Here is a 19,674-nt window from a genome sequence, read left to right as displayed (position 1 = left end):
TTCGGCGGCTACAAGATGAGCGGCAACGGGCGCGAGTGGGGCGATTTCGGCTTCCACGAGTTCCTGGAAACCAAGGCCATCCTCGGCTACGCGCCGAAGCAAGAGGCCTGATCAGGCTATGAAATTCAATGCAGCCAGGGCGGAACCAACGCCCATGGGGCGCTTGGTGCGAACCAAACTGCCGCCACACGAGCCGAGCCTTGAGCATTCTGTGACCTGACTGAATCGTTTGGGATTCCTGAGATTGACGCCGGGTTGCCGCTGTCGGAGACGGCCTGGTGGATGTCCGCTTGCCCTCGCTCAATCCCAGGATCAGGTTGGCTTGAGTCTCGATGCGACCAGGCCGCCGGTCGCCGCCCAACGGGCCCGGCCGAACGTGGGCTCACCTCAAGGTTTGTTCGCTCAACCACGCCGCCTTTATAACCCAAAGACAGCCACGGATGAGACGATGCGGATACTTCCGTCTGGCGTGCGCCGCATTTGTCGCCCGACTGCAGACCGGAAGGCAGTCTCGATCTGCGTGGCCGGCGCGATCCGTGACCACAATGTCCGTTCGACTTTCCGGCCTTTGCGTGTCTGGCGGGTTGCTTGGCCTGCGACGACACGCTGCGACCATCGGAAGCCGATTTCGTTGAAGTAGAGGTCGGCGTGCCGCGGACTGATATGGTGGAAGACGCCGTTTACCGTGCGGCGCACACGATCATTGAATCCCCTCGGCGGAATTGGCGTGGACCTGCCCACGGGCGTACTCTCCGCTCGAATGATGGACCGTCTCGTGAGCCGCGAACGCGTCGCCCGCCTCGACGAAAGCTCTCCACTCGTCGCTCATCAGATGGGCGCTGGGATCAACGGCATGGGTCAACACTCGCTCGGCCTCGGATTCCGACAGATTAGCGACGACAGATGCCCCTGCACCGCCGGCGACGGCTCCGATTGCCTTCGTCAGCGGCCTCTCCACCACACAAAGGGCGGGTGTTTTCAATGTCTTGGGCCTTCCCTTCTGGCCGCGACCAGCCTTCGGTGGTCCGGCATCCCGACGAGGCTTGCCGCCGAAGTAGAACTCATCGAATTCAACCACCCCTTCGAGTTGTCGGTCCAGTCCGACCATCAACCGAAGAGCATGGCCCATCCGCCAGGCCGTCGGTTGGCTGACGCCGATCGCTTCGGCGAGGCGCATCGAGGACACGCCCTTGTCGGATTGCAGAATGTACCAAAGCCCGGTCAACCAGACGCGAAGCGGAAGCTTTGTCGAGTGAAGGGGCGTCCTCGTGGTGGCGGTGAACTGCAGCCGACAGGCGCCGTTGGAGCATTGGTACAGCCCCGGCCTCGCCGTCTTTCCCTTGTCGCGACCGGTGATCATTGTGGACCTTCGATAGCCGCAGCCGGGACATATTCGACCAGACGGCCAAACCACGGCCTCAAGAACTCGTCGACACCGGCCCTCGTCCTCAAATGCAATGACCATGTCCTGGACAGTTGCGATCTGCCCCAGAATCTCGCGGATTTCTGCCGTCATCGATGATAATGCCTCCCGCTAACGAAGCAGGATATTATCATAATTTCCTATATTTATCAACGAACTGCTGCGTTTGGGTTATAAAGGCGAGCGCCGTCCGTGTAACAAACCTTGAGGTGCCCCCATAGAGCGAGGCGATGCGTTCCAGCGCCTCGCTTGCGATCGGCGCCGGTCCGGCGGCGGCCAGCTCGTAGAAGCGCCGGCGCACATGCGCCCAGCAGAAGGCCAGGCGGATGTCGCCCGCCTCGGCCAGCGGCCGGTAGCCGGCGTAGCCATCCACCTGCAGCACGCCCTTGAAGCCCGCCAGGTGCGCAGCGGCGCGCTCGGCCTTGCGATCGGGCGCATAGACATAGACCACGCCCGGCGGGTCGGGCCCGCCCCAGGGCCGGTCGTCGCGGGCATAGGCCCAGAGCTGGCCGGTCTTGGTCCGCCCCCGCCCAGGATCGAGCACCGGGGCGGTCGTCTCGTCGGCGAAGAGCTTGCCCGAGGCCTTCAAGCGCTCCAGCAGCCGGGTGTGCAGGGGCTTGAGCAGCCAGGCCGCCCGCCCGGTCCAGTCGGCGAGCGTCGAGCGGTCCAGGGCGATGCCCTGGCGGGCGTAGATCTGCGCCTGGCGGTACAGCGGCAGGTGATCGGCGTACTTGGCGACCACGACATGGGCCACGGTCGCCTCGGTCGGCAGCCCGCCCTCGATCAGCCGCGCCGGCGCGGGCGCCTGCACCACGGCTTCCTCGCAGCTCCGGCAGGCGTATTTGGGCCGGCGCACCACCAGCACCCGCAGCTGGGCGGGCACGATGTCCAGCCGCTCGGCGATGTCTTCGCCGATCCTGTGCAAAGCGCCGCTGCAGCCCGGGCAGGTCTTGTCCGCGATGTCGACGACCGTCTCGATCCTGGGCAGGTGCGCCGGAAGCGCGCCGCGGTTGGTCCGCCGCCTGGCCGCGCGCTCGGTCTTTGCGGCCGGCGAAGCGGGCTTCCGCCCCGGCCTCGCCGGCGGCGATCTCTTGCTCGACGTCTTCCAGCCCCAGGGCCAGCTGATCGGCGTCCAGGGTCTCGGCGCGCCGGCCGAAGCGGTGGCGCTGCAAGGCCTTGATGATCTGGCGCAGGCGCTCGTTCTCGGCGTCGGCATGATCCTTGGCCAGCAGGGCGGCTGCGTGCTCGGCCCGCTCCTTCAGGAGCAGGGCTTGCAGCGTCTCGACATCGCCGGGAAGCGCCTGGGCCATAGGGCGATCTGACCATATTCGAGCGGCCTTGTGGCGCCCCCGCGTGCGGCCGGATTCACTTCGCCGCAGCCTTCAGGCCGTGGCCTGCGGCACCCGCGTCCGGCGCGTCTGCTGCACCCGCCGCCAGTCGAGGCCCTCCAGCAGGGCCGCGAGCTGCGCCGGCGTCAGCCGCATCACCCCATCCTGCACCTTCGGCCAGCTGAAGGCGCCTTGCTCCAGCGTCTTGGCCAGGAGCCACAGGCCCGTGCCATCCCACCAGATCATCTTCACCCGGTCGGCCCGCTTGGCGCGAAAGACGTAGACCACGCCCGAGTAGGGGTCCTTGAGCAGCTGATCCTTCACCAGCGCCGCCAGCCCGCCCATGCCTTTGCGGAAGTCCACCGGCCGGGTCGCCACCAGCACGCGCACCGAGGCCGGCGTCCCCGCGAAGGCAGGGATCACCGCACGGCCTTCAGCGCCTTGATCACCGCCGCCACGGTCTTGGCCTCCGCGCCGCGGCGCACCCGGACCACCACCCCGTCGATCTCCAGCTCGATGTCGCCGCGACCCGCCCGCGCCGGCCTCGGCCGCGCCCGCTCAGCCTTCGCAGGCGGCTCCACCAGCGCCGGCACGAAGGTCATCGGCGGCTCAGGGTCCACGATCCGCATCCCGCGACGCCAGCCGAACAGCTGCTGCGGGCGGATTTCGTGGCGCCGCGCCACGTCCGACACCGTCGCACCGAGCGCCAGGCTCTCCTCGACGGTCCGCGCCTTGTCGTCGCTCGACCAGCGCCGCCGCCCGCCCACGCCCGTCAGCACCTCCAGCCGGCGAACCTGCACCGGCCTAGGGTCAAGCGTAGGGTTAAATCCAGACATGAAACGATCCGCACCAAGGGGATCGTCACCATCACCGGCCAGCAGCGTCAGCGGAAGGTGGGGTCCGGACAGCGCTTACGCAGCACGCAGAGCGTCATTCGGCAATTTGCGGCTGAGCCGGGCTGTTTGGGCTCCGAGCCATATGGCTGGAGCGCTTCTTCGGAAACGGCTGCGAGCAACGTCCTGCGCGGGAGCTGGTCCGCGGGCTCGAGCTGGCGGTCGAGCCAAGCACGCAGGGTGTCGATGCTTGCCAGGTCTTACGAAGGACTTTGTCGAAATGTCGAGCGCCTCGTAAATTCCTGGATGCGATCGGACATATCCGGCCCCACCCCTTCGCCTCGATAGATTTCATGCGCCAGACCTGCGCGCTGGGGCAGGCCGTCGGTTTCGGTCAGCAGCCGCTTGTTGGCGGCATGGCTGAACGACGAATTGGCCAGGATCTCAGAGGCGAGGCTGTCGATGGCCGCTTCGAATTCGGCGTCCGCGACGCAGGCGTTGGCGAGGCCCATCGTCTCGGCCTGCCGACCGGAATAGGTGCGGCAGGTGAACATCATCTCGCGCGCCTTGTAGGTCCCCACCCGGCGCGGCAGTCGCTGGCTGAGGCCCCAGACCGGCGTCAGCGCCCACTTGGCGTGGGTGTCGCCGAACTTGGCGGACTCGGCGGCGAGAATGATGTCGGCGGCCAGGGCAAGTTCGAGGGCGCCCGTGTAGCAATGGCCGTGCACCGCACTGACGACCGGCAAGGGAAGGTCGGCGAGACGCTCGATCACATGCGACTGGTAGTTGGGGCGGGGAAGTTTTTCGCCCGCGGCGATGTCGCCGAGATCGTGGCCCGCCGAGAAGCACCGCCCGGCGCCGCGCAGCACGACGACGCCGGCAGGCGCCGCTTCCAGGTCGGCGATGTGGGCCTCGAGCGCCCGGAAGAGATCGACATTCAGCGCGTTGAGCTTATCCGGCCGGTTCAGCGTCAGCTGGCAGACGCCGGCCCGGTCAGCGCGGAGCACGAGATCATCCATTGAACTTCACCCGATGTTGTTTCTCCGACGTTGTCCCCTTCTCCGGGCGTCAGGCAACTGGGATTTTTGCCGCCTACAACTGACTTGCGAGACGCACGCGAATAAAGTTGACGCCTACGTCATTTTTCACTGATACTGAAAATGTACAACTGGGGAACCGCCATGGATGATGGCTCGATCGATCTGAAGGCCGAAGCCCGCGCAAAGGCCTACGCCATGCCGTTGGGGGACATCAACGTCACCGACATCGAGCTTTGGCGAACCGACACCATCTGGCCGTACTTCGAACGCCTGCGGACGGAGGACCCCGTCCATCTTCACCCGGCGGAGCATCACGAGGACGGCGCGTTCTGGTCGGTGACCAAGTACAACGACATCATGGCGGTCGACACCGACCACGAGGCGTTTTCCTCAGAGCCTTCGATCACCATTGTCGACCCCAAGGAAGACTTCACCCTTCCGATGTTCATCGCGATGGACCCGCCCAAACACGACGTTCAGCGCAAGACCGTCAGCCCCATCGTCTCGCCCGCCAATCTGCATGTTCTGGAACCCCTGATCCGCGAGCGCATCGGCAAGACCCTCGACGCCCTACCCATCGGCGAACCCTTCGACTGGGTGGATCGGGTGTCCATCGAGCTGACCACCCAGATGCTGGCCACTCTGTTCGACTTCCCATGGGAGGACCGCCGCAAGCTCACCCGCTGGTCGGACGTCGCCACCGCGGACAACGACTCCCCGCTTTTTGAAGCGGGCCGCGGCGAGGAACAGCGCAAGGAGGAGCTGTTCGGGTGTGTGGACTACTTTACCCGCCTCTGGAACGAGCGCGTGAACGCGCCGCCGAAGGGCGACCTGATCTCCATGCTGGCCCACGGCGAGGCAACGCGGAACATGGACCGCATGGAGTATCTCGGGAACCTGATCCTCTTGATTGTCGGCGGCAACGACACCACCCGCAACTCCATGACCGGCTCGGTTCTGGCGATGAACCAGAATCCGGACCAGCACCGCAAGCTGCGCGACAATCCCGCCCTGATCCCGTCAATGGTCTCCGAGACCATTCGCTGGCAGACCCCGCTCTCCCACATGCGCCGCACCGCCACCCGCGACATCGAGCTGGGCGGCAAGACGATCCGGAAGGGCGACAAAGTCGTCATGTGGTACGCGTCCGGCAACCGGGATGATGAGGTGATCGAGAACCCGAACGCCTACATCATCGACCGCGAGCGGCCCCGCCAACACCTGTCCTTCGGCTTCGGCATCCACCGCTGCGTCGGCAACCGCCTGGCTGAACTGCAGTTGCGCATCCTGTGGGAGGAGCTCCTGCCGCGGTTTCCCGAGATCAAGGTCATGGAAGAACCCAGGCGCGTGCCCTCGGCCTTCATCAAGGGATATGAGGCGATGCAGGTTGTCATCCCGCATCGCGATTGAAAGCCTGGCGGCGCGCGAACGATCTTCAGGATTGAAGTCAACGACCGCCTGGGGCCCGGACCATCCGGGCTCGAGGCGTGTCGATGAAGCAGATCGCGCGTCGCCGGACTCATCCGTCATCACCAACAGGCCGCTGCATCTCCTGAGCGAAGGGCGTCAATGTCGAGGATCACCTACATCGAGCACGACGGCACCGAGCACGTCGTCGACGTGAAGCCGGGGCTCAGCGTCATGGAAGGCGCGGTGAAGAACAACATCCCCGGCATCGACGCCGACTGCGGCGGCGCCTGCGCCTGCGCCACCTGCCACGTCTATGTGGACGAGGCCTGGCGTGACAAGACCGGGACCGCCTCGGCCATGGAGGAATCCATGCTCGACTTCGCCGAGAACGTCGGGGACACGAGCCGCCTCTCCTGCCAGATCAAGGTCAGCGACGCGCTCGACGGCCTAGTGGTGCGGATGCCGGAGAGCCAGCACTAGCCGCTACCCGTTCGAGCCAACCCTAGGCGTCAAATCGGAACCCGGCGCCCTCCCGCATTATGTATCCCGCCGTCGGCGCCGCGTAGTGAGTGCCGATGACTAGGATCGGCTTGTCGGCCCATTCGGCAAACAGTCGCGCGCGGGTCGCCGCCGCCGCCCTTGGGTCGCTATCGAACGAGGGAGACCAATGCGGGTGGGCCATCTGGCAGGGATGGTGGCTCATGTCGCCGGTGATGACCGCGGACTCACCTTCGGACTCGATCATCACGCTGACATGGCCAGGCGTATGTCCGGTGCTGGGCGTGAGCCGAAGGTGGGGCGAGATGCGGTGATCCATTTCGACGAACTCAGCGAGCCCCGCGTCGAGAATGGGCTGTACCGAGTCCGACAGGATCGTTTGCTGTTCCTCGTCGCCTTCTGCGCTCCAGTGGGCGAATTCCGTCTTGCCGAGGAGGTAGCGGGCATTTGGAAATGTCGGAACCCACGCGCCATCCTCAAGCTTGGTGTTCCAGCCCACGTGATCCACATGCAGGTGGGTGCAGACCACGGCATCGACACTCTCCCGCGACCAGCCGACCTCGGCCATGGACTGCAGGAAGCCGGTGGCCAGCGGCTGTCCACGCAGAATGGACCGGGGCCGATCGTTTCCGATGCAGGTATCCACCACCAGCCGCAGGCCCGGCGCATCCACCAGCAGCGCGTGGATGGACAGCAGCAGCTGATCCTGCTCGTTGACGAAATTCGGGTACAGCCACGGGATGGCTCGCAACGCCTCGGGCGTCGCCTCGGCCAGAAAGGGGTTGGCTCGATTGTATGGGATCGGAATCTGGAGTTCCACGATCCGGGTGATCTTCACCGCCCCAACTTGCCAACTCAGCATCGCAGCCTCCCTTTGGTCATGGTCGCGGGCCGCATCGCGGCGGGGGAAATCCAGGCTGAACAATTGTCCAACCGCGGCTGACTCTTAAGCCTCTGCTCGCCCCTCGCGAATTCTGCCACGCTCACTCGCTCAGTTGGCTGCGGTCAGATCGGGCAAGCCCAGGATCCGCTTGGAGATGATGTTATTCTGCACTTCCTGGCTGCCGCCATAGATCGTGCTAGCCTTTCCGCCCAGCCAGCTGCGCACGGCGTCCAGCTCAGGGGGCGTGAAATCCTCGCCCGCCCAGCCCAGGCCCTGGAGACCCATGATCTCGAGCGTGAGTTCGGCCCGGTCCTGGATCCAGCGGGTGCCGGCGTTCTTCATGATCGAGGTCGCCGCCGACGGGCCGGAATTGCCCTTGGCTTCCGCCATCGCCCGCATCGCCGTCTGCTGGAAGGCGCGCCCGTCCATCTCATTTGCAACGATCCGGGTCCGTAGGTCGCGGTCGGCCAGGCGACCCTGCGTGTCGACGCCGACATAGGCCTTGGCGAGATCTGGAAGGGCCGCGGAGCCGCCGAGGGCGTTTCCCATGCTCGATATGCTGGAGCGCTCGTGCTGCAGGAGCCGCTTTCCGATCGTCCAGCCGGCGTTCAGGGGCCCCACCAGATCCTTCTTCTCGGCGCGCACGTCGGTCAGGAAGGTTTCGCAGAACGGCGAGTTGCCGGCGATCAGCTTGATCGGCCGCACCTCGACACCCGGCTGGCGCATGGTGAAGAGCACGAACGAGATGCCCTCATGCTTCTTCGTGGCGTCGGTGCGAACGAGACAGAAGCACCAGTCCGCCCACTGGGCGCCCGACGTCCAAATCTTCTGGCCGTTGATCAGATAGTGGTCGCCCTTGTCTTCGCATCGCGTTTGCAGGGAAGCCAGATCAGAGCCGGCCCCGGGCTCAGAGTAGCCTTGGCACCACTGAACTTCGCCGCGGCAGATGGGCGGAATGTGCTCCAGCTTCTGTTCTTCGGCGCCGTACTCAAGCAAGGTCGGGCCGAACATCATGACGCCCATTCCCCCGATCGGGTTGTAGGCGCCAGCGCGCGCAAATTCCTGGTGGATGACGCGGGCGTGGGCCGACGAAAGCCCCGCACCGCCGTATTCGGCAGGCCACGTCGGCGTTCCCCAACCCTTTTCGCCGACCGCCTTGCGCCAGGCGACCTGTTCCTCGGTCGGCTTCGGCCGTTCTTCAAGCATGATCGGGTTGCCTAGCCCCTTAAGGTCCGGGGGGAAGTTGACCTGGACCCAGGCTCGCACGTCCTGACGAAAAACCTCGATAGTCTGCTCTGCGCCGTCAGCCACTAGAAGAACTCCATTGTTTGAAGAGACGCGATCAGTTTCCAACCTCGCTAGAACGGCCACGTTTAGACTGCGTAGTCGTCAGACGGCGATCCTGTACAGTTCCGCCACGTTGTCGTGGCAGATCCAGTTCCGCTCCTGCTCGCTCAAGTCCTTGGTATGCTCTTCGAGCATGGTCTGCGACAGGGGCCAGGTGGAATCCGAATGCGGGAAATCATTCGCCCACATCAATCGACGGACATTGCACATATCCTTCATCCTGAACGCCACCCAGTCGTCCTGGAAGGTCACATAGATGTTTTCCACGAAATACTCGCTCGGCATGCGCTTGAGCGGCGGGGCCTTCATCCAATAGCGATGGCGTTTGTAGGCGTGGTCCATGCGATACATGTAGTGTGGGACCCAGCCCGCGTCGGCCTCGACGCAGACGAGCTTTAGGCCTGGGAAACGATCGAAGACGCCGCCGAATATGAACGTGCCCATCACATCCTGGCAGCCGCGGATGATCGACAGGAAGCCGTTGATCCGCGGACCGCGCGTCTGGCCCGCGAGTCCGTCCGACTTGCCGGTCAGGATATGGAACGACAGCGGCATGTCACACTCGACGGCGGCCGCCCAGACCTTGTCGTAGACGGTGGAGTCGTAGTCTTCGACGGCCGGGTTGCCGGGCATCATCACGCCCTTGAAGCCCATCTCCTTCGCTCGAAGGATTTCCGCGACGCCGTCCTCCGGCGTGCGCATGGAAACCTGCGCCAGACCGTAAAGGCGATCCGGAGCTTCACCGCAGTATTCCTGCAACCAGCGATTGTAGGCCTCGAAGCAGGCCTTCTTGAAATCGAAGTCGGGATGATTGCAGAGCATCATTCCGACCGTGGGGTAGATGAACTCGGCGGCGATCCCGTCTATTTCCTGGTCCGCAACACGGAACTTGGCGTCCCAACCGCTTCGCCACAGATCCTCGAAAGCCACGCCGTGCGTCGTGATCTGCGACGGGTCCTTGCCAGCGGCGGCGACCAGCCCCATTGGAATCGGCGAGGCTAGTCCTTCGATAACAAAGGCATCGCCGATCTTGTCGAGCCGCTCCATCCGCGGCGCGCGATTACGAAACTTCGGATCGATGTAGTCGACGTAGCAATGTGGCGGCTCGGTGATGTGCGAGTCAGCGGATATAGGCTTCTTGATCATCTTTATCCAACCTCGCGTCGTTTCAGAGAAGCGTCCTCGCCGGGCCTGCGCTGGTGCGCGCGCAGCCTTTGGCGGCTGGCCGCCGCTTCTTGCTGCCTGATCCGAGTGCGACCGTTTGGCGATCACCCATCGTGTACGAGCGCGTACTATATATCTGTTAGGCAGAAACGCCTATGTGTCAAATGACGTGGTGAGCTTGGCGCCCTCCGCGAGTTCCCATGCTCACCGCCGGTCGCGACGGGCTGACTTGCCATATATGGGGGTATGCCGGCTTGCCGGGACGAACGCCTGTGAGGGGCCTTCAACGAGAGGGTGGTTTGCAAGACGGGTCGACCTGCAGGATTTCGGCCGGACGACCACGCCACCAGCCACTCGCGCCTCGTTTGGCCATTTCAATACTGCCGACCAAAGCCCTCAGCGTCGATCCTCATCATGAGGGCATTTATCGTATTGCGCCTTACGATATTGCTTTGTACATAATATCAGTCGATGAGGCTCGCTCGGTATTCGGCTCTTCAGTCTCCGAGAGCACGCACTGCGGCCCCATCCTGCCCGATGCCCCAGCCTACCTCCGGGGGCCCAGGGAAGCTTAGGCGGCGCGGACGACCGGCCGCGCCGCCCTTTTTTTGGCAGATGTGCAATGGCCTATCCGCGCCTCACGGTTCGCGAAATTGCCCTCGGCTCTGAAGCCGCCATGCCATTGGTTTCGCGACCTTCGAGCGAGGTCAAACGGCGCTTTCATTCGCTACCAGAATATCGCGGAGTTCTGCGAGTATCTTCGAGAGTTGTTTATAGTCCTTGGGAGCGAGCTTTCCAAAACTCTTGGCGTGCAGGCTCCTAGCCTTGCTCTCCACATCGGGCATCATGGCCCGTGCCTTTGCTGTGAGATACACGCGCCAGACGCGTCGATCTTCTGAATGTTCAGCGCGTATAACGTGCCCACTTTTCTCCAATCGATCAATAATTTGCCCAAGCGAGGCGCGGCTGACGTCAAGCAGCCGGGCCAAAGCCGCCTGAGAGATGCCGTCGCTGCGGCGTAGATAGATCAGAACCCGCCAAGTGGACGCGGTCAGGCCGAGTTCCTGCATCTTCTCATCAAAAGCCGCTCGCATCAGGCGGGTAACATCGGCCAAGAGGTAGCCTCCGCCCATAGGGCTGAAACTGCTGTCCAACTCATCCTGTGACAGGAGCTCGTTAGATTCTCTGGGCATCGTCGGCTACAACTCCACGAGTCGATCAGTAATATATTGAACGCTTATCAGGCCGAAATCGTGGCTGGGCCAATTCCAGGCGACGGCAACAATGGTTCCTGCCGTGTGACGGCCTTTGAGCAACCTGTCGAGTCCACTCTGACGGCCCCCCGATTTGCCCGCCCAGGCCAGGGCTTCGCGGGCCGGGAGGCGGCAGATGAACCGACCCGGGGGCGTCTTCCCAGGCCCTTACAAACGCGGGGCGGTCGACCACGTGGTCGCGAGCGGCCTGCGGGCTGTTGAAGAAGTTGCCCAGGGGCGAGCAGTGAAGGCGATTTCGTCGCCGCCGTGGAAGATGATTTCGCCGGCGAGCGATCCGTCGGGCTGGAGTTGGGCCCAACAGCCGCTTCACCTGGGGCTGGGCCAGCACCGCAGCCAAGGACTTCGCCGCGATCTCGCCTTCCAGCAGCCGGTCGCGGTTCTTGGTGAAGCTCGAATCGTCCCAGCCCGGATCGTCGATCCCCAGGCCCACGAAGCAGCGGAACAGCAGGTCGAACTCCAGCCGCTCCATCAGCTGCCGCTCCGAGCGGATCGAATAGAACGCCTGCGCAGCATCGCCCGCAGCAGCGCCTCCGGCGGGCTCGAGGGCCGACCCATCCCCGAATAGAGCCGCGCGAAGTCCTGCGTCAGGCTCTCCAGCGCCCCATCGGTGAACGACCGGACCGCCTCAGCGGATGATCGCGCCGAACCCTCGACTCCAGATCCACAAACGAAAACAACGACCCCGAGCGCTTGTCCGAACCCCGCATCGCCTTCCCCTCAACGCCTCTGGGAAAGAGTGAATCATACCGAGTCCGGCACCATTACGGACTTTTTCAACAGCCTGCTAGAGGCTTGCCGCGTGACCCGGGGGGAGGGGGCATTGCGTCATGCGTCAATGGCATTATGGTAATGCGCATTACCGTCAGCATAGAGGCAACAATGCCTAGCGGACTGGGGGGGAACATGAAAAATTACATGAATCTACGACTCGCCTATGCATGCGGCGCATCCGCGCTCGCTCTGGCTGCGGCCTCGCCTAGTTGGGCGCAAGAGACCGGCTTCACCATTGAAGAGTTGGTGGTGACGGCTGAAAAGCGCGAACAGAGCCTTCAGGATGTGTCTGTGGCCGTAACGGCCTATACAAGCGAGCGGCGCGACCTGCTCGGGGTAGGAAATGTCGAGGACTTGGCGCGTGTTTCGCCGAGCGTCACCTATACCAACAACGACCGCCTCTCGATCCGGGGGTTTGGTCGCCTGACCAATTCTATCGGCACGGATCCTTCCGTAGCGCTGTACTCGGACGGCATTTTCTCAAACTCCATGGCTGATGCAGCCACGCCGTCGCTGTTAATCGAACGCACGGAGATTCTGCGTGGACCGCAAGGCACGCTGTACGGGCGCAATTCCATCGGTGGGGCGCTGAACATCATCGCCAAGCGTCCGACGGAGGATTTCAATGGTGAGGTCCGCGCCGTCCTTGGGAACTACGGCACCTGGCGAACCGACGCCTTGGTTCGAGGACCGATCACGGATGGCCTGCGCTTCCTCCTCGGCGGCTCTCTGGAACGCCGAGAGGAAGGCTTCTTCGAGAACCTCGGGCCTGCCGGCGATTCCAGCGCTGTTAAACGGTACATAGTCGAGGCTCAGCTGGAAGCCGATCTCGGCGAGAACATCACGGCCCGCCTGCGCTATTCGAAGTTCGACTGGGATGACAGCTTCGGCGTTGGCAACGTCCACGAGTCGATCACGAGCCGCTACGACACCACGTCCCCGACCGGCCTCGGCAACGCTGGCCTCTACTACAATCCGACCTTCGGCTTCGCAGGAATTAATCCGGCGATGACCGACCCCTACAAGATCAACACCAACCAGACGAGTGAAGGTAAGCTCAGCAATCATGAGCGACTGCACTTCGATCTCACCTGGGATCTTGGCGGCATGACCCTCAAGTATCTGGCCGGCTACCAATCCTATGTCTACGACACGGCTGGGGACGAGGATCGTTCATCGCGCACCGGCCTATTCAGCGTGCCGACCGCGACGCCTTTCGGCGCCTACACCGCCACGGGCGTGTCGCCAGACCAGAGGTTCTTCTACCGCGAGGACCAGAAATGGTACTCCAATGAGATCAACCTGTCATCGAACACGGACGGGCCACTGCGCTGGATCGCCGGTCTGTACCAGTATCATCAAACCTACGCGCAACCCCAGGGCCAGCGGGTCCTTAACGATCCGGCCGTTCAGAACCCGATCAGTCTGGCGACCGGAGGCCCGGCGGCGCCGAACCCGAAGGGGAACTACCTCTTCGTAGACGGTACGCTGGAGGTGGATTCTTACGCGGCCTTTGTTCAGGTCGACTATGATATCACCGATACGCTCACGCTTACGGGTGGCATCCGGTACACGGTCGATGAGAAGTCGGGTACAGACTCGGCTCGCTACGTGTCGCGTACCAACACCACGACCACCATCTTGGCCGCCGCGGGGATACCAGCCGCCGTCGGCCAAGGGATCGCGGTGGATTTCACAACCTTTGTCATATGCGGCGGCCCAACCATCGCGTCCTGCCTGGCCAACCCGTTGTACGCCAATGTACGTGAGCTCTCAGGCGGTGGCCTGACGCGTAACCTGTCGGGCGACTACGACGCCTGGAGCGGGACCTTGGGTCTTCAGTGGCAGCCGGACGGCGACACCAACGCCTACGCCCGTTACAGCCGCGGCTATAAGTCCGGTGGTTGGCAGGCCTCGAGCGGCCTAGCTCCGTTCCCCTACGCCGATCCCGAATATGTCGACAACTTCGAGCTCGGTCTGAAGAAGAATGTGGGGCGACGGTTCCAGCTGAATTCTGCGCTGTTCTACGCGGACTATAAGGGTTTTCAGGCGCCGCTGACCGTGGTTCTTAACCCCACGACGGGCTCAACGGGCAGTCAGTTCTTGAATCTGGACGCTGTGAGTTGGGGCCTGGAGATGGAGGCCCAGTGGGCTCCGATCGATCATCTGCAGATTTTCGCGAGCTATTCGTACCTCAACACCGAGCTTAAGAGCGGCTGCTGCTTCGTCGACACAGCGGACCCGAAGGCGCTACAGGCGGGCGCGCGACCTACGGGCGTCGTTTTGCCGAACGGCAGCCGGCCCCAGACCCTCGTTGGGAACAGGCTTCCCATAACTCCGGAGAACAAACTCAACCTCGGATTGAATTATACAATCCAGTTTGCTAAGGGCGATCTCATACTTGGGGGCACCTACACCTTCACCGACGAGCAACAGGCCGTCGTTTTTGCTCAGCCGGGCTTCCGTTCGCCATCGAACGAAGTCGTGGACTTCCGGGCGCTTTGGAAGGACGCCGACGATCGCTACACAGTGATCGGTTACGTCAAGAATGCCTTTGATGAGTTGGCCTATCAGGATTTCCGAACCGGAGCCCCCTCGGCCAGCGGAGTCCAGCGCGTCACGTTGAAGCCGAACTTTCCTCGCACCTATGGGATAGAACTCCAGTATCGGTTCTAAGCCAACAGTGGACCGTTTCCCAGCGAGGGCAGGGAGACGGTCCAACCCCTTCCGTCACTGGCAAATCGCCTGGTCAGGCGATCCAGTGGATGGTGGTCGACAACGAGATCGATATCCGCACCGCACGTTGGGCCACGCTGGCCGCGGCCTGTAAGCCTCAACGCGGCGAGCCGTTCCGCGCTAAGGCGGCAATGGCCCCGTTGCTCGCATCGGAAGGCGCCAGCCGGGTGGTAGACCGGGCGATCCAGATCCATCACGGCTACGGCGTGATCAAGGACTTTCCCTTCGAGCGCTGGTACCGCGAGATGCGCATCCGGCGGATCGGCGAAGGACCCAGCGAGGTCCAGCGTATCGTGATGGCCCGCGAACTCTTCGACCAAGCCCTGTACTAGACGATGGAAAACCCACCACCGCCGCTCACGGGCCTGACCGTCATCGATCTGGGCCAAGTCTACCAGAGACCTTACGCCACCCTGCTGATGGTCAAGGCGGGCGCGAACGTCATCAAGGTCGAGCCGCGCCACGGCGAGCCACTACGCGCCCGCGAAGCCATCGGCGGCGAGGCCTCCCTGCCGCTCGCCATGCTCAACTCCAACAAGCGCGCCGTCACCCTCAACCTGAAGAGCCCTCGCGGCGTCGAGTTGCTGCGGGCCCTGGCACAAAAGGCCGATGTCCTGCTGGAGAATTTCGCAACCGGCGTAATGGACAAGCTCGGCGTCGGGGCCTCGGTGCTCATGGGCGACAATCCGCGCCTGATCTATGCCTCGGCAACGGGCTACGGCCTTTCAGGGTCTGAACGCGACAACCTTGCCAGGGGCATCACCATTCAGGCAGTATCGGACGCGATAAGCGTTACCGGCTTCGCCGACGGGCCTCCAGTCAAGGCAGGTCCGGCGATCGCCGACTTCCTGTCCGGGGCCCACCTCTACAGCGCCATCGTCACCGCCCTCTATGGGCGTGAGCGAACCGGCCGAGGGCGAAGATCGAAGTCGCGATGATCGAGACCATGTTCCCGACCCTCGCCTCCAACCTGGGCATGATCCACAACAACCCGGACAGGACACTCGGCCGCACCGGCAACCGCCATGGCGGCCTGGCCGTCTCGCCGTACAACGGCTACGCCTGCCAGGACGGCTGGTTCGCAATCATCTGCACCAACGAGGAGCACTGGCGCAGCCTCTGCGCAGCGATGGGCCGCCCCGAACTCGCGGACGATCCGCGCTTTGTCACCAACGCAGCGCGGGTGACACATATGGAGGAAACCGACGCCATGGTGGAAGTCTGGGCGGTGGCGCTCAGCCGCGACGAACTCTTCGCTACCACCGGCGCGCACCGTGTACCTTCGGCGGCGGTGCGCGACCTCTACAAAGTACTGAACAACGCGCAAATGAGGGTGCGCGGCATGCTCGAGGAAATCGATCATCCTCAACAGGGGCGGATCACCGTGCCTGGCGGTCCCCTGCGGTACCAGGGCACCCCTCAGACTCGAGCCACGCCAAGTCCGGGCATTGGCCAGGACGACGTGGAGGTTTACTGCGAATTGCCCGGGCTTACCGCCGACGACGTTGAAGCGCTTCGGCGCGAAGGTGCGCTGTGAAGTCTGGCATTGCCGAATGGACGCGGAGATACGCTGGCGGCAAACGGGAACGTAACAATCCTCGAGAGGGTGCGGGTCTCCAAATAGGCCGAGTCACTCGATGATACTGCTCGGCGCTCACCGTACTCCATTTGTAGGTAATGCTCTTCGCGCAGTTGCGCTTCTGAAAGTGGGAGATCGTTCATGTCCACGCCTGCGAATGACAAGCTCATTCCTGCAGCCACCATTCTACTTTTGCGAGACGGTCACGACGGCCTAGAGGTATTCATGGTGGTTCGTCATCACCAAATCGATTTTGCTTCGGGCGCGCTCGTCTTCCCGGGCGGCAAAGTCGACCCGCGGGATTCGCTCGACTCGGTGCGAGAGCGCGTGGACGGCGCCGAGGGGCTCGATGACCGGGAATTCGCAATGCGTGTCGCGGCGATTAGGGAAGCCTATGAAGAATGCGGCGTACTGCTTGCGCGCCCGGAAGGGTCGCGCAAGCTTGTCGATGCCGAGAGACTCACATCGCTCGAACCCAAACGCGTCGCATTAAATGAGGGCGAAATCGGGATTGGCGACGTCCTGTCGACAGAGCGGCTCCGGCTCGCCCTCGATCTGCTGACACCGTTCGCCCACTGGATCACTCCGAAAATGATGCCAAAGCGCTTCGATACGCGGTTCTACTTGGTCATCGCGCCAGACGATCATCTCGCGATGCATGACGGATCGGAGTCGGTCGATAGTGTTTGGATCCGTCCTGCTGACGCACTGGAGGAAGCCAAGGCCGGGACGAAGACCATAATCTTCCCGACACGTGTCAATGTGCAGAAGCTCGGACGTCATCGAAGCGTTGTTGAGGCGCTCGCAGCGGCGCGTGCATCGACGATCATCACGGTCGAACCGCGAGTCGAACGACGTGAGGAGGGGGCGGTACTGAGCATTCCGGCCGAGGCGGATTATGATGTGACCGAAGAGCCAATATCGAGCACGCGGTGAGATTTGTTCGCACCGACACTGCCGCATGGAGAGCTTCAGAGACCGCTGCCTGCCGGTCGTGGCCAGGAGGCTGAGCAGCGCGAACGGCATGATCGAGAGCGAGCTGATTGGCTCGTGTCAACGCCGCTCTGAAAATCCCCAGAAGCGCCGAAGTAAAACGACCAGCTTCGTCAGTCAGCCCACCAGGTGAGCGCAGCCGATTTTGGGAGGGTGACCGCGCAGTCGCGGCGGTTGGGCGACGGCGTACGGGGTGATGAGGATCTTACCGGCGGCGCCCTCAATTCGCCGCGATCCGACCATCCTATCGGGGTAAAGTGCTTAAGGAGTTTGCTATGATCGGCGATATTTCCATCAAAGTAGGACGGCGGCTATATACGGCACGGCTCGAATACGACAGCCTTATCGGGCGCCGCCTCGTGGGTATACGGCAAGGGATAGAGGCAAAGCTTAATCCGCCTGCAGGCGCGATTCCCCCATTTAGCATCATGGAGACGATCGAAGATGTAACCGTCGCGTTCGACGTCCCGGGCTATTCCAGTAAGGATCTGGTCGTCGAGGTCAGCCCCGAGTGTTTGCGATTGCAGGCGGCCGGCCGTCAACGGCGGTCCGGTGAAATCGGAGCCCCTTTTGACTGGAGCGTCGCTCTGCCGGAGCCTGTCGATGCTGATCAGGTCATAGCGACGCTTGAGGATGGCGTCCTGACGGTGGAAATGACCAAGGCCGCGTGGGCGCGGGGTGACGCGAAGCGCGTCCCCGTGCGTGGAGCATCAGTCCCGCCGGGACAGACGCCACAAGAAGGCGACCACGCCCGCGCCTGAGAGGACCAGGATCACGACCCGCCCGAGTGCGGCGACCTGGTCGTCATGCGCGACGCTGACGATGGCTGCGGCGATGATGAGGGCCGCGATAACCAGCGCGAGCGCGAGAGTGTTGCCGGCGCGTTTGACGGTGCGCGGTAGGTCGGCCAAGTCGGCGCTTGAGATCTGAACAACAAGGCCTTCGCGCCTGACCCGTCCGATGCTCCGCCGGATTGCTTCGGGCGCCATCGCCAGGATCTGGTCCAGCTCCTTGAAGACGCGGAAGGCGCGGGCGGCCATCGCCTTCGGTTCAAACCGAGAGGCGAAGGCCCGGACGACCACGGGCGCGATCGCGGCGACAACATCCAGGTCGGGGTCGAGCGTCCTCGCCAGGCCTTCGGCGATACCCAGCGCACGCATCAGGAGCAGCAGGTCAGGCGGCAAGGTCAGAGCGTTTTCGCGGGCGATCGAGATGAATTCGGCGATCGCCTCGCCAAGCCGGATCGGCCGTCCAGAGTCGGCGGCATAACGCACGAAGAACCGTTCGACGCCTTGTTCGAGGCCAGGCGGCGGGGCGCCGGGGCGCCCGGCCCAGTCCATCAACACATCGGACACCGCCCCGACATCGGCGTCCACCAGCGAGCCGAGCACAACGAGCACCTGTTCGCGCCGCTTTGCCGAGAGCCGCCCAACGGAGCCGAAATCAAGCAGGACCAGACGACCATCGGGCGTCACCAGAACATTTCCAGGATGAGGGTCGGCGTGGAACACCCCGTCCAGCAGGATCATGCCCAGAAGTCCCCTGGCCGCTTCGGGCGCCAAGGTGCGCGCCAAGGCGGGCTCCTCGCTTCGAAACGCGGCATTGGGACTGCGCCCACGGACGCGTGTGCTGACCATGGTCCTTTGCGTAGTGAACTGCTCATGGACTAGCGGCACATGGAACACCGTCGCGCGCTTTCGGATCTCCATCTGATTGCGCGCCTCGATCCGAAAATCGATCTCCTCCAGCAGCGCTTCGCTGAGCTCTGCCACGACGCGCATTGGCTGGTGTCGGCGCAGCGCGGGCATGCGTCGTTCGACCACCCCAGCGGCGGCCGCGAGCAGCCGCAGATCCGCGCGCATGACCGCCTCGATTCCCGGCCGGCGGACCTTCACGACGACATCTTCACCGGTCCTTAGCCGCGCGGCATAGACCTGTGCGATCGAGGCCGCGGCGATCGGCGTCGCTGAGAATTCCGCGAAAAGCTCGTCCGGCGAGCCGCCAAGATCGACCGTCAGCTGTTCGCGAATCCACTCGAAAGGCGCTGGCGAGACGTTATCATGCAGCCTGCCGAGTCGCTCCGTCAGCTCTGGCGGAAGCAGATCCGACCGGGTCGCCATGATTTGGCCAAGCTTCACGAACGTGGGGCCGAGTTCCTCGAGCGCCGCGACAAAACCCTCGTATGCCGCGCCGTCGCCGGCCTCGTCTGGAGCCGCGCCGCGGAGCAGACCCAACCGCACCAAAGCTGGTCGAGCGCCGGTCCGGGCCAAAGTGCGGAGCACGGTGGCGAGGCGGCGATAGTCCGTTGAAGATAGGGTCAGGGGTGACATGGAGTCTGGATGCTCGGATCGATCCCACGATGCAAGCTGGCCGCGGCACTCGAACCCTGAAAGCT

Annotated in this window: 15 protein-coding genes and 4 pseudogenes; 8 read left to right on the top strand and 11 right to left on the bottom strand. The window is 63.4% G+C overall.

Annotated elements, in window-relative coordinates; genetic code table 11:
- On the top strand, nucleotides 1-111 hold a 111-nt coding region (locus tag OCL97_RS19780), incomplete at its 5' end, for a hypothetical protein (protein ID WP_377371459.1).
- A 306-nt stretch (nucleotides 112-417) separates the two neighbouring features.
- Here OCL97_RS19780 and OCL97_RS19775 read toward each other — a convergent pair.
- The 5 genes and pseudogenes from OCL97_RS19775 to OCL97_RS19755 form a co-directional block, all read right to left on the bottom strand.
- Nucleotides 418-1,516 (bottom strand): annotated as a pseudogene (locus tag OCL97_RS19775) (IS1595 family transposase).
- Nucleotides 1,517-1,640: 124 nt separating this feature from the next.
- Nucleotides 1,641-2,733, bottom strand: a pseudogene (gene tnpC, locus OCL97_RS19770) (IS66 family transposase); the annotation flags it as partial.
- 72 nt (nucleotides 2,734-2,805) lie between these two features.
- A complete protein-coding gene (gene tnpB / locus OCL97_RS19765) occupies nucleotides 2,806-3,174 on the bottom strand; it encodes an IS66 family insertion sequence element accessory protein TnpB (RefSeq protein WP_305703792.1) in 369 nt (122 codons plus the stop codon).
- On the bottom strand, nucleotides 3,171-3,587 hold the full coding sequence (tnpA, locus tag OCL97_RS19760; RefSeq protein WP_305703791.1) for an IS66-like element accessory protein TnpA: 417 nt from the start codon (nucleotides 3,585-3,587) through the stop codon (nucleotides 3,171-3,173). The genes tnpB and tnpA overlap by 4 nt, the downstream gene beginning before the upstream one ends.
- A 257-nt stretch (nucleotides 3,588-3,844) precedes the next feature.
- Nucleotides 3,845-4,591 carry an enoyl-CoA hydratase/isomerase family protein gene (locus tag OCL97_RS19755; protein WP_197422500.1) on the bottom strand — a complete coding sequence of 249 codons (747 nt, stop codon included), beginning with the start codon at nucleotides 4,589-4,591 and terminating at the stop codon, nucleotides 3,845-3,847.
- A gap of 174 nt (nucleotides 4,592-4,765) precedes the next feature.
- Between OCL97_RS19755 and OCL97_RS19750 the strand changes: the two genes are divergently transcribed.
- Both OCL97_RS19750 and OCL97_RS19745 read left to right on the top strand, forming a co-directional pair.
- A complete protein-coding gene (locus tag OCL97_RS19750; RefSeq protein ID WP_068875484.1) occupies nucleotides 4,766-6,034 on the top strand; it encodes a cytochrome P450 in 1,269 nt (422 codons plus the stop codon).
- A 159-nt stretch (nucleotides 6,035-6,193) separates the two neighbouring features.
- The gene (locus OCL97_RS19745) at nucleotides 6,194-6,514 is read left to right on the top strand and encodes a 2Fe-2S iron-sulfur cluster-binding protein (RefSeq protein ID WP_305703790.1); all 321 of its coding nucleotides are present in this window, start codon (nucleotides 6,194-6,196) and stop codon (nucleotides 6,512-6,514) included.
- Between the two features lie 22 nt (nucleotides 6,515-6,536).
- Here the strand turns inward: OCL97_RS19745 and OCL97_RS19740 are convergent, their stop codons facing one another.
- From OCL97_RS19740 to OCL97_RS19720, 5 genes and pseudogenes are all read right to left on the bottom strand, one after another.
- The gene (locus OCL97_RS19740; protein ID WP_377371455.1) at nucleotides 6,537-7,394 is read right to left on the bottom strand and encodes an MBL fold metallo-hydrolase; all 858 of its coding nucleotides are present in this window, start codon (nucleotides 7,392-7,394) and stop codon (nucleotides 6,537-6,539) included.
- Nucleotides 7,395-7,523: 129 nt separating this feature from the next.
- Complete coding sequence (locus tag OCL97_RS19735; RefSeq protein WP_377371454.1) at nucleotides 7,524-8,786, bottom strand: acyl-CoA dehydrogenase family protein; 1,263 nt, start codon at nucleotides 8,784-8,786, stop codon at nucleotides 7,524-7,526.
- Nucleotides 8,787-8,804: 18 nt separating this feature from the next.
- A complete protein-coding gene (locus OCL97_RS19730) occupies nucleotides 8,805-9,908 on the bottom strand; it encodes an amidohydrolase family protein (protein WP_377371453.1) in 1,104 nt (367 codons plus the stop codon).
- Between the two features lie 725 nt (nucleotides 9,909-10,633).
- Nucleotides 10,634-11,041: a MarR family winged helix-turn-helix transcriptional regulator gene (locus OCL97_RS19725; RefSeq protein ID WP_377371452.1), complete on the bottom strand. Its 408-nt coding sequence runs from the start codon at nucleotides 11,039-11,041 to the stop codon at nucleotides 10,634-10,636.
- A 454-nt stretch (nucleotides 11,042-11,495) separates the two neighbouring features.
- Nucleotides 11,496-11,907: pseudogene (locus OCL97_RS19720) on the bottom strand (transposase); the annotation flags it as partial.
- A 196-nt stretch (nucleotides 11,908-12,103) separates the two neighbouring features.
- Between OCL97_RS19720 and OCL97_RS19715 the strand changes: the two are divergent.
- The 5 genes and pseudogenes from OCL97_RS19715 to OCL97_RS19695 all read left to right on the top strand — a co-directional run bounded on the left by OCL97_RS19715 (nucleotide 12,104) and on the right by OCL97_RS19695 (nucleotide 18,040).
- On the top strand, nucleotides 12,104-14,647 hold the full coding sequence (locus OCL97_RS19715; protein WP_377371451.1) for a TonB-dependent receptor: 2,544 nt from the start codon (nucleotides 12,104-12,106) through the stop codon (nucleotides 14,645-14,647).
- Between the two features lie 80 nt (nucleotides 14,648-14,727).
- Nucleotides 14,728-15,039 (top strand): acyl-CoA dehydrogenase family protein, encoded by a 312-nt coding sequence (locus OCL97_RS19710; protein ID WP_377371457.1) that lies wholly within the window; start codon nucleotides 14,728-14,730, stop codon nucleotides 15,037-15,039.
- A 3-nt stretch (nucleotides 15,040-15,042) separates the two neighbouring features.
- A pseudogene (locus OCL97_RS19705) lies at nucleotides 15,043-16,244 on the top strand (CaiB/BaiF CoA transferase family protein).
- A 183-nt stretch (nucleotides 16,245-16,427) separates the two neighbouring features.
- Nucleotides 16,428-17,222, top strand: coding sequence for an NUDIX hydrolase (locus OCL97_RS19700; protein ID WP_377371449.1), 795 nt, complete (start codon nucleotides 16,428-16,430; stop codon nucleotides 17,220-17,222).
- Nucleotides 17,223-17,554: 332 nt separating this feature from the next.
- Nucleotides 17,555-18,040, top strand: a complete 486-nt coding sequence (locus OCL97_RS19695; protein WP_377371448.1) for an Hsp20/alpha crystallin family protein — start codon at nucleotides 17,555-17,557, stop codon at nucleotides 18,038-18,040.
- Here OCL97_RS19695 and OCL97_RS19690 read toward each other — a convergent pair.
- Nucleotides 17,990-19,609: an ABC1 kinase family protein gene (locus tag OCL97_RS19690; RefSeq protein ID WP_377371447.1), complete on the bottom strand. Its 1,620-nt coding sequence runs from the start codon at nucleotides 19,607-19,609 to the stop codon at nucleotides 17,990-17,992. The two genes, OCL97_RS19695 and OCL97_RS19690, sit on opposite strands and share 51 nt — an antisense overlap.
- Nucleotides 19,610-19,674: the final 65 nt, after the last annotated feature.

Source organism: Phenylobacterium ferrooxidans (genome assembly GCF_042714595.1).
In the GTDB taxonomy this organism is placed as follows: Bacteria; Pseudomonadota; Alphaproteobacteria; order Caulobacterales; family Caulobacteraceae; genus Phenylobacterium; species Phenylobacterium ferrooxidans.
This window is presented reverse-complemented; position numbering and strand designations above follow the sequence as displayed.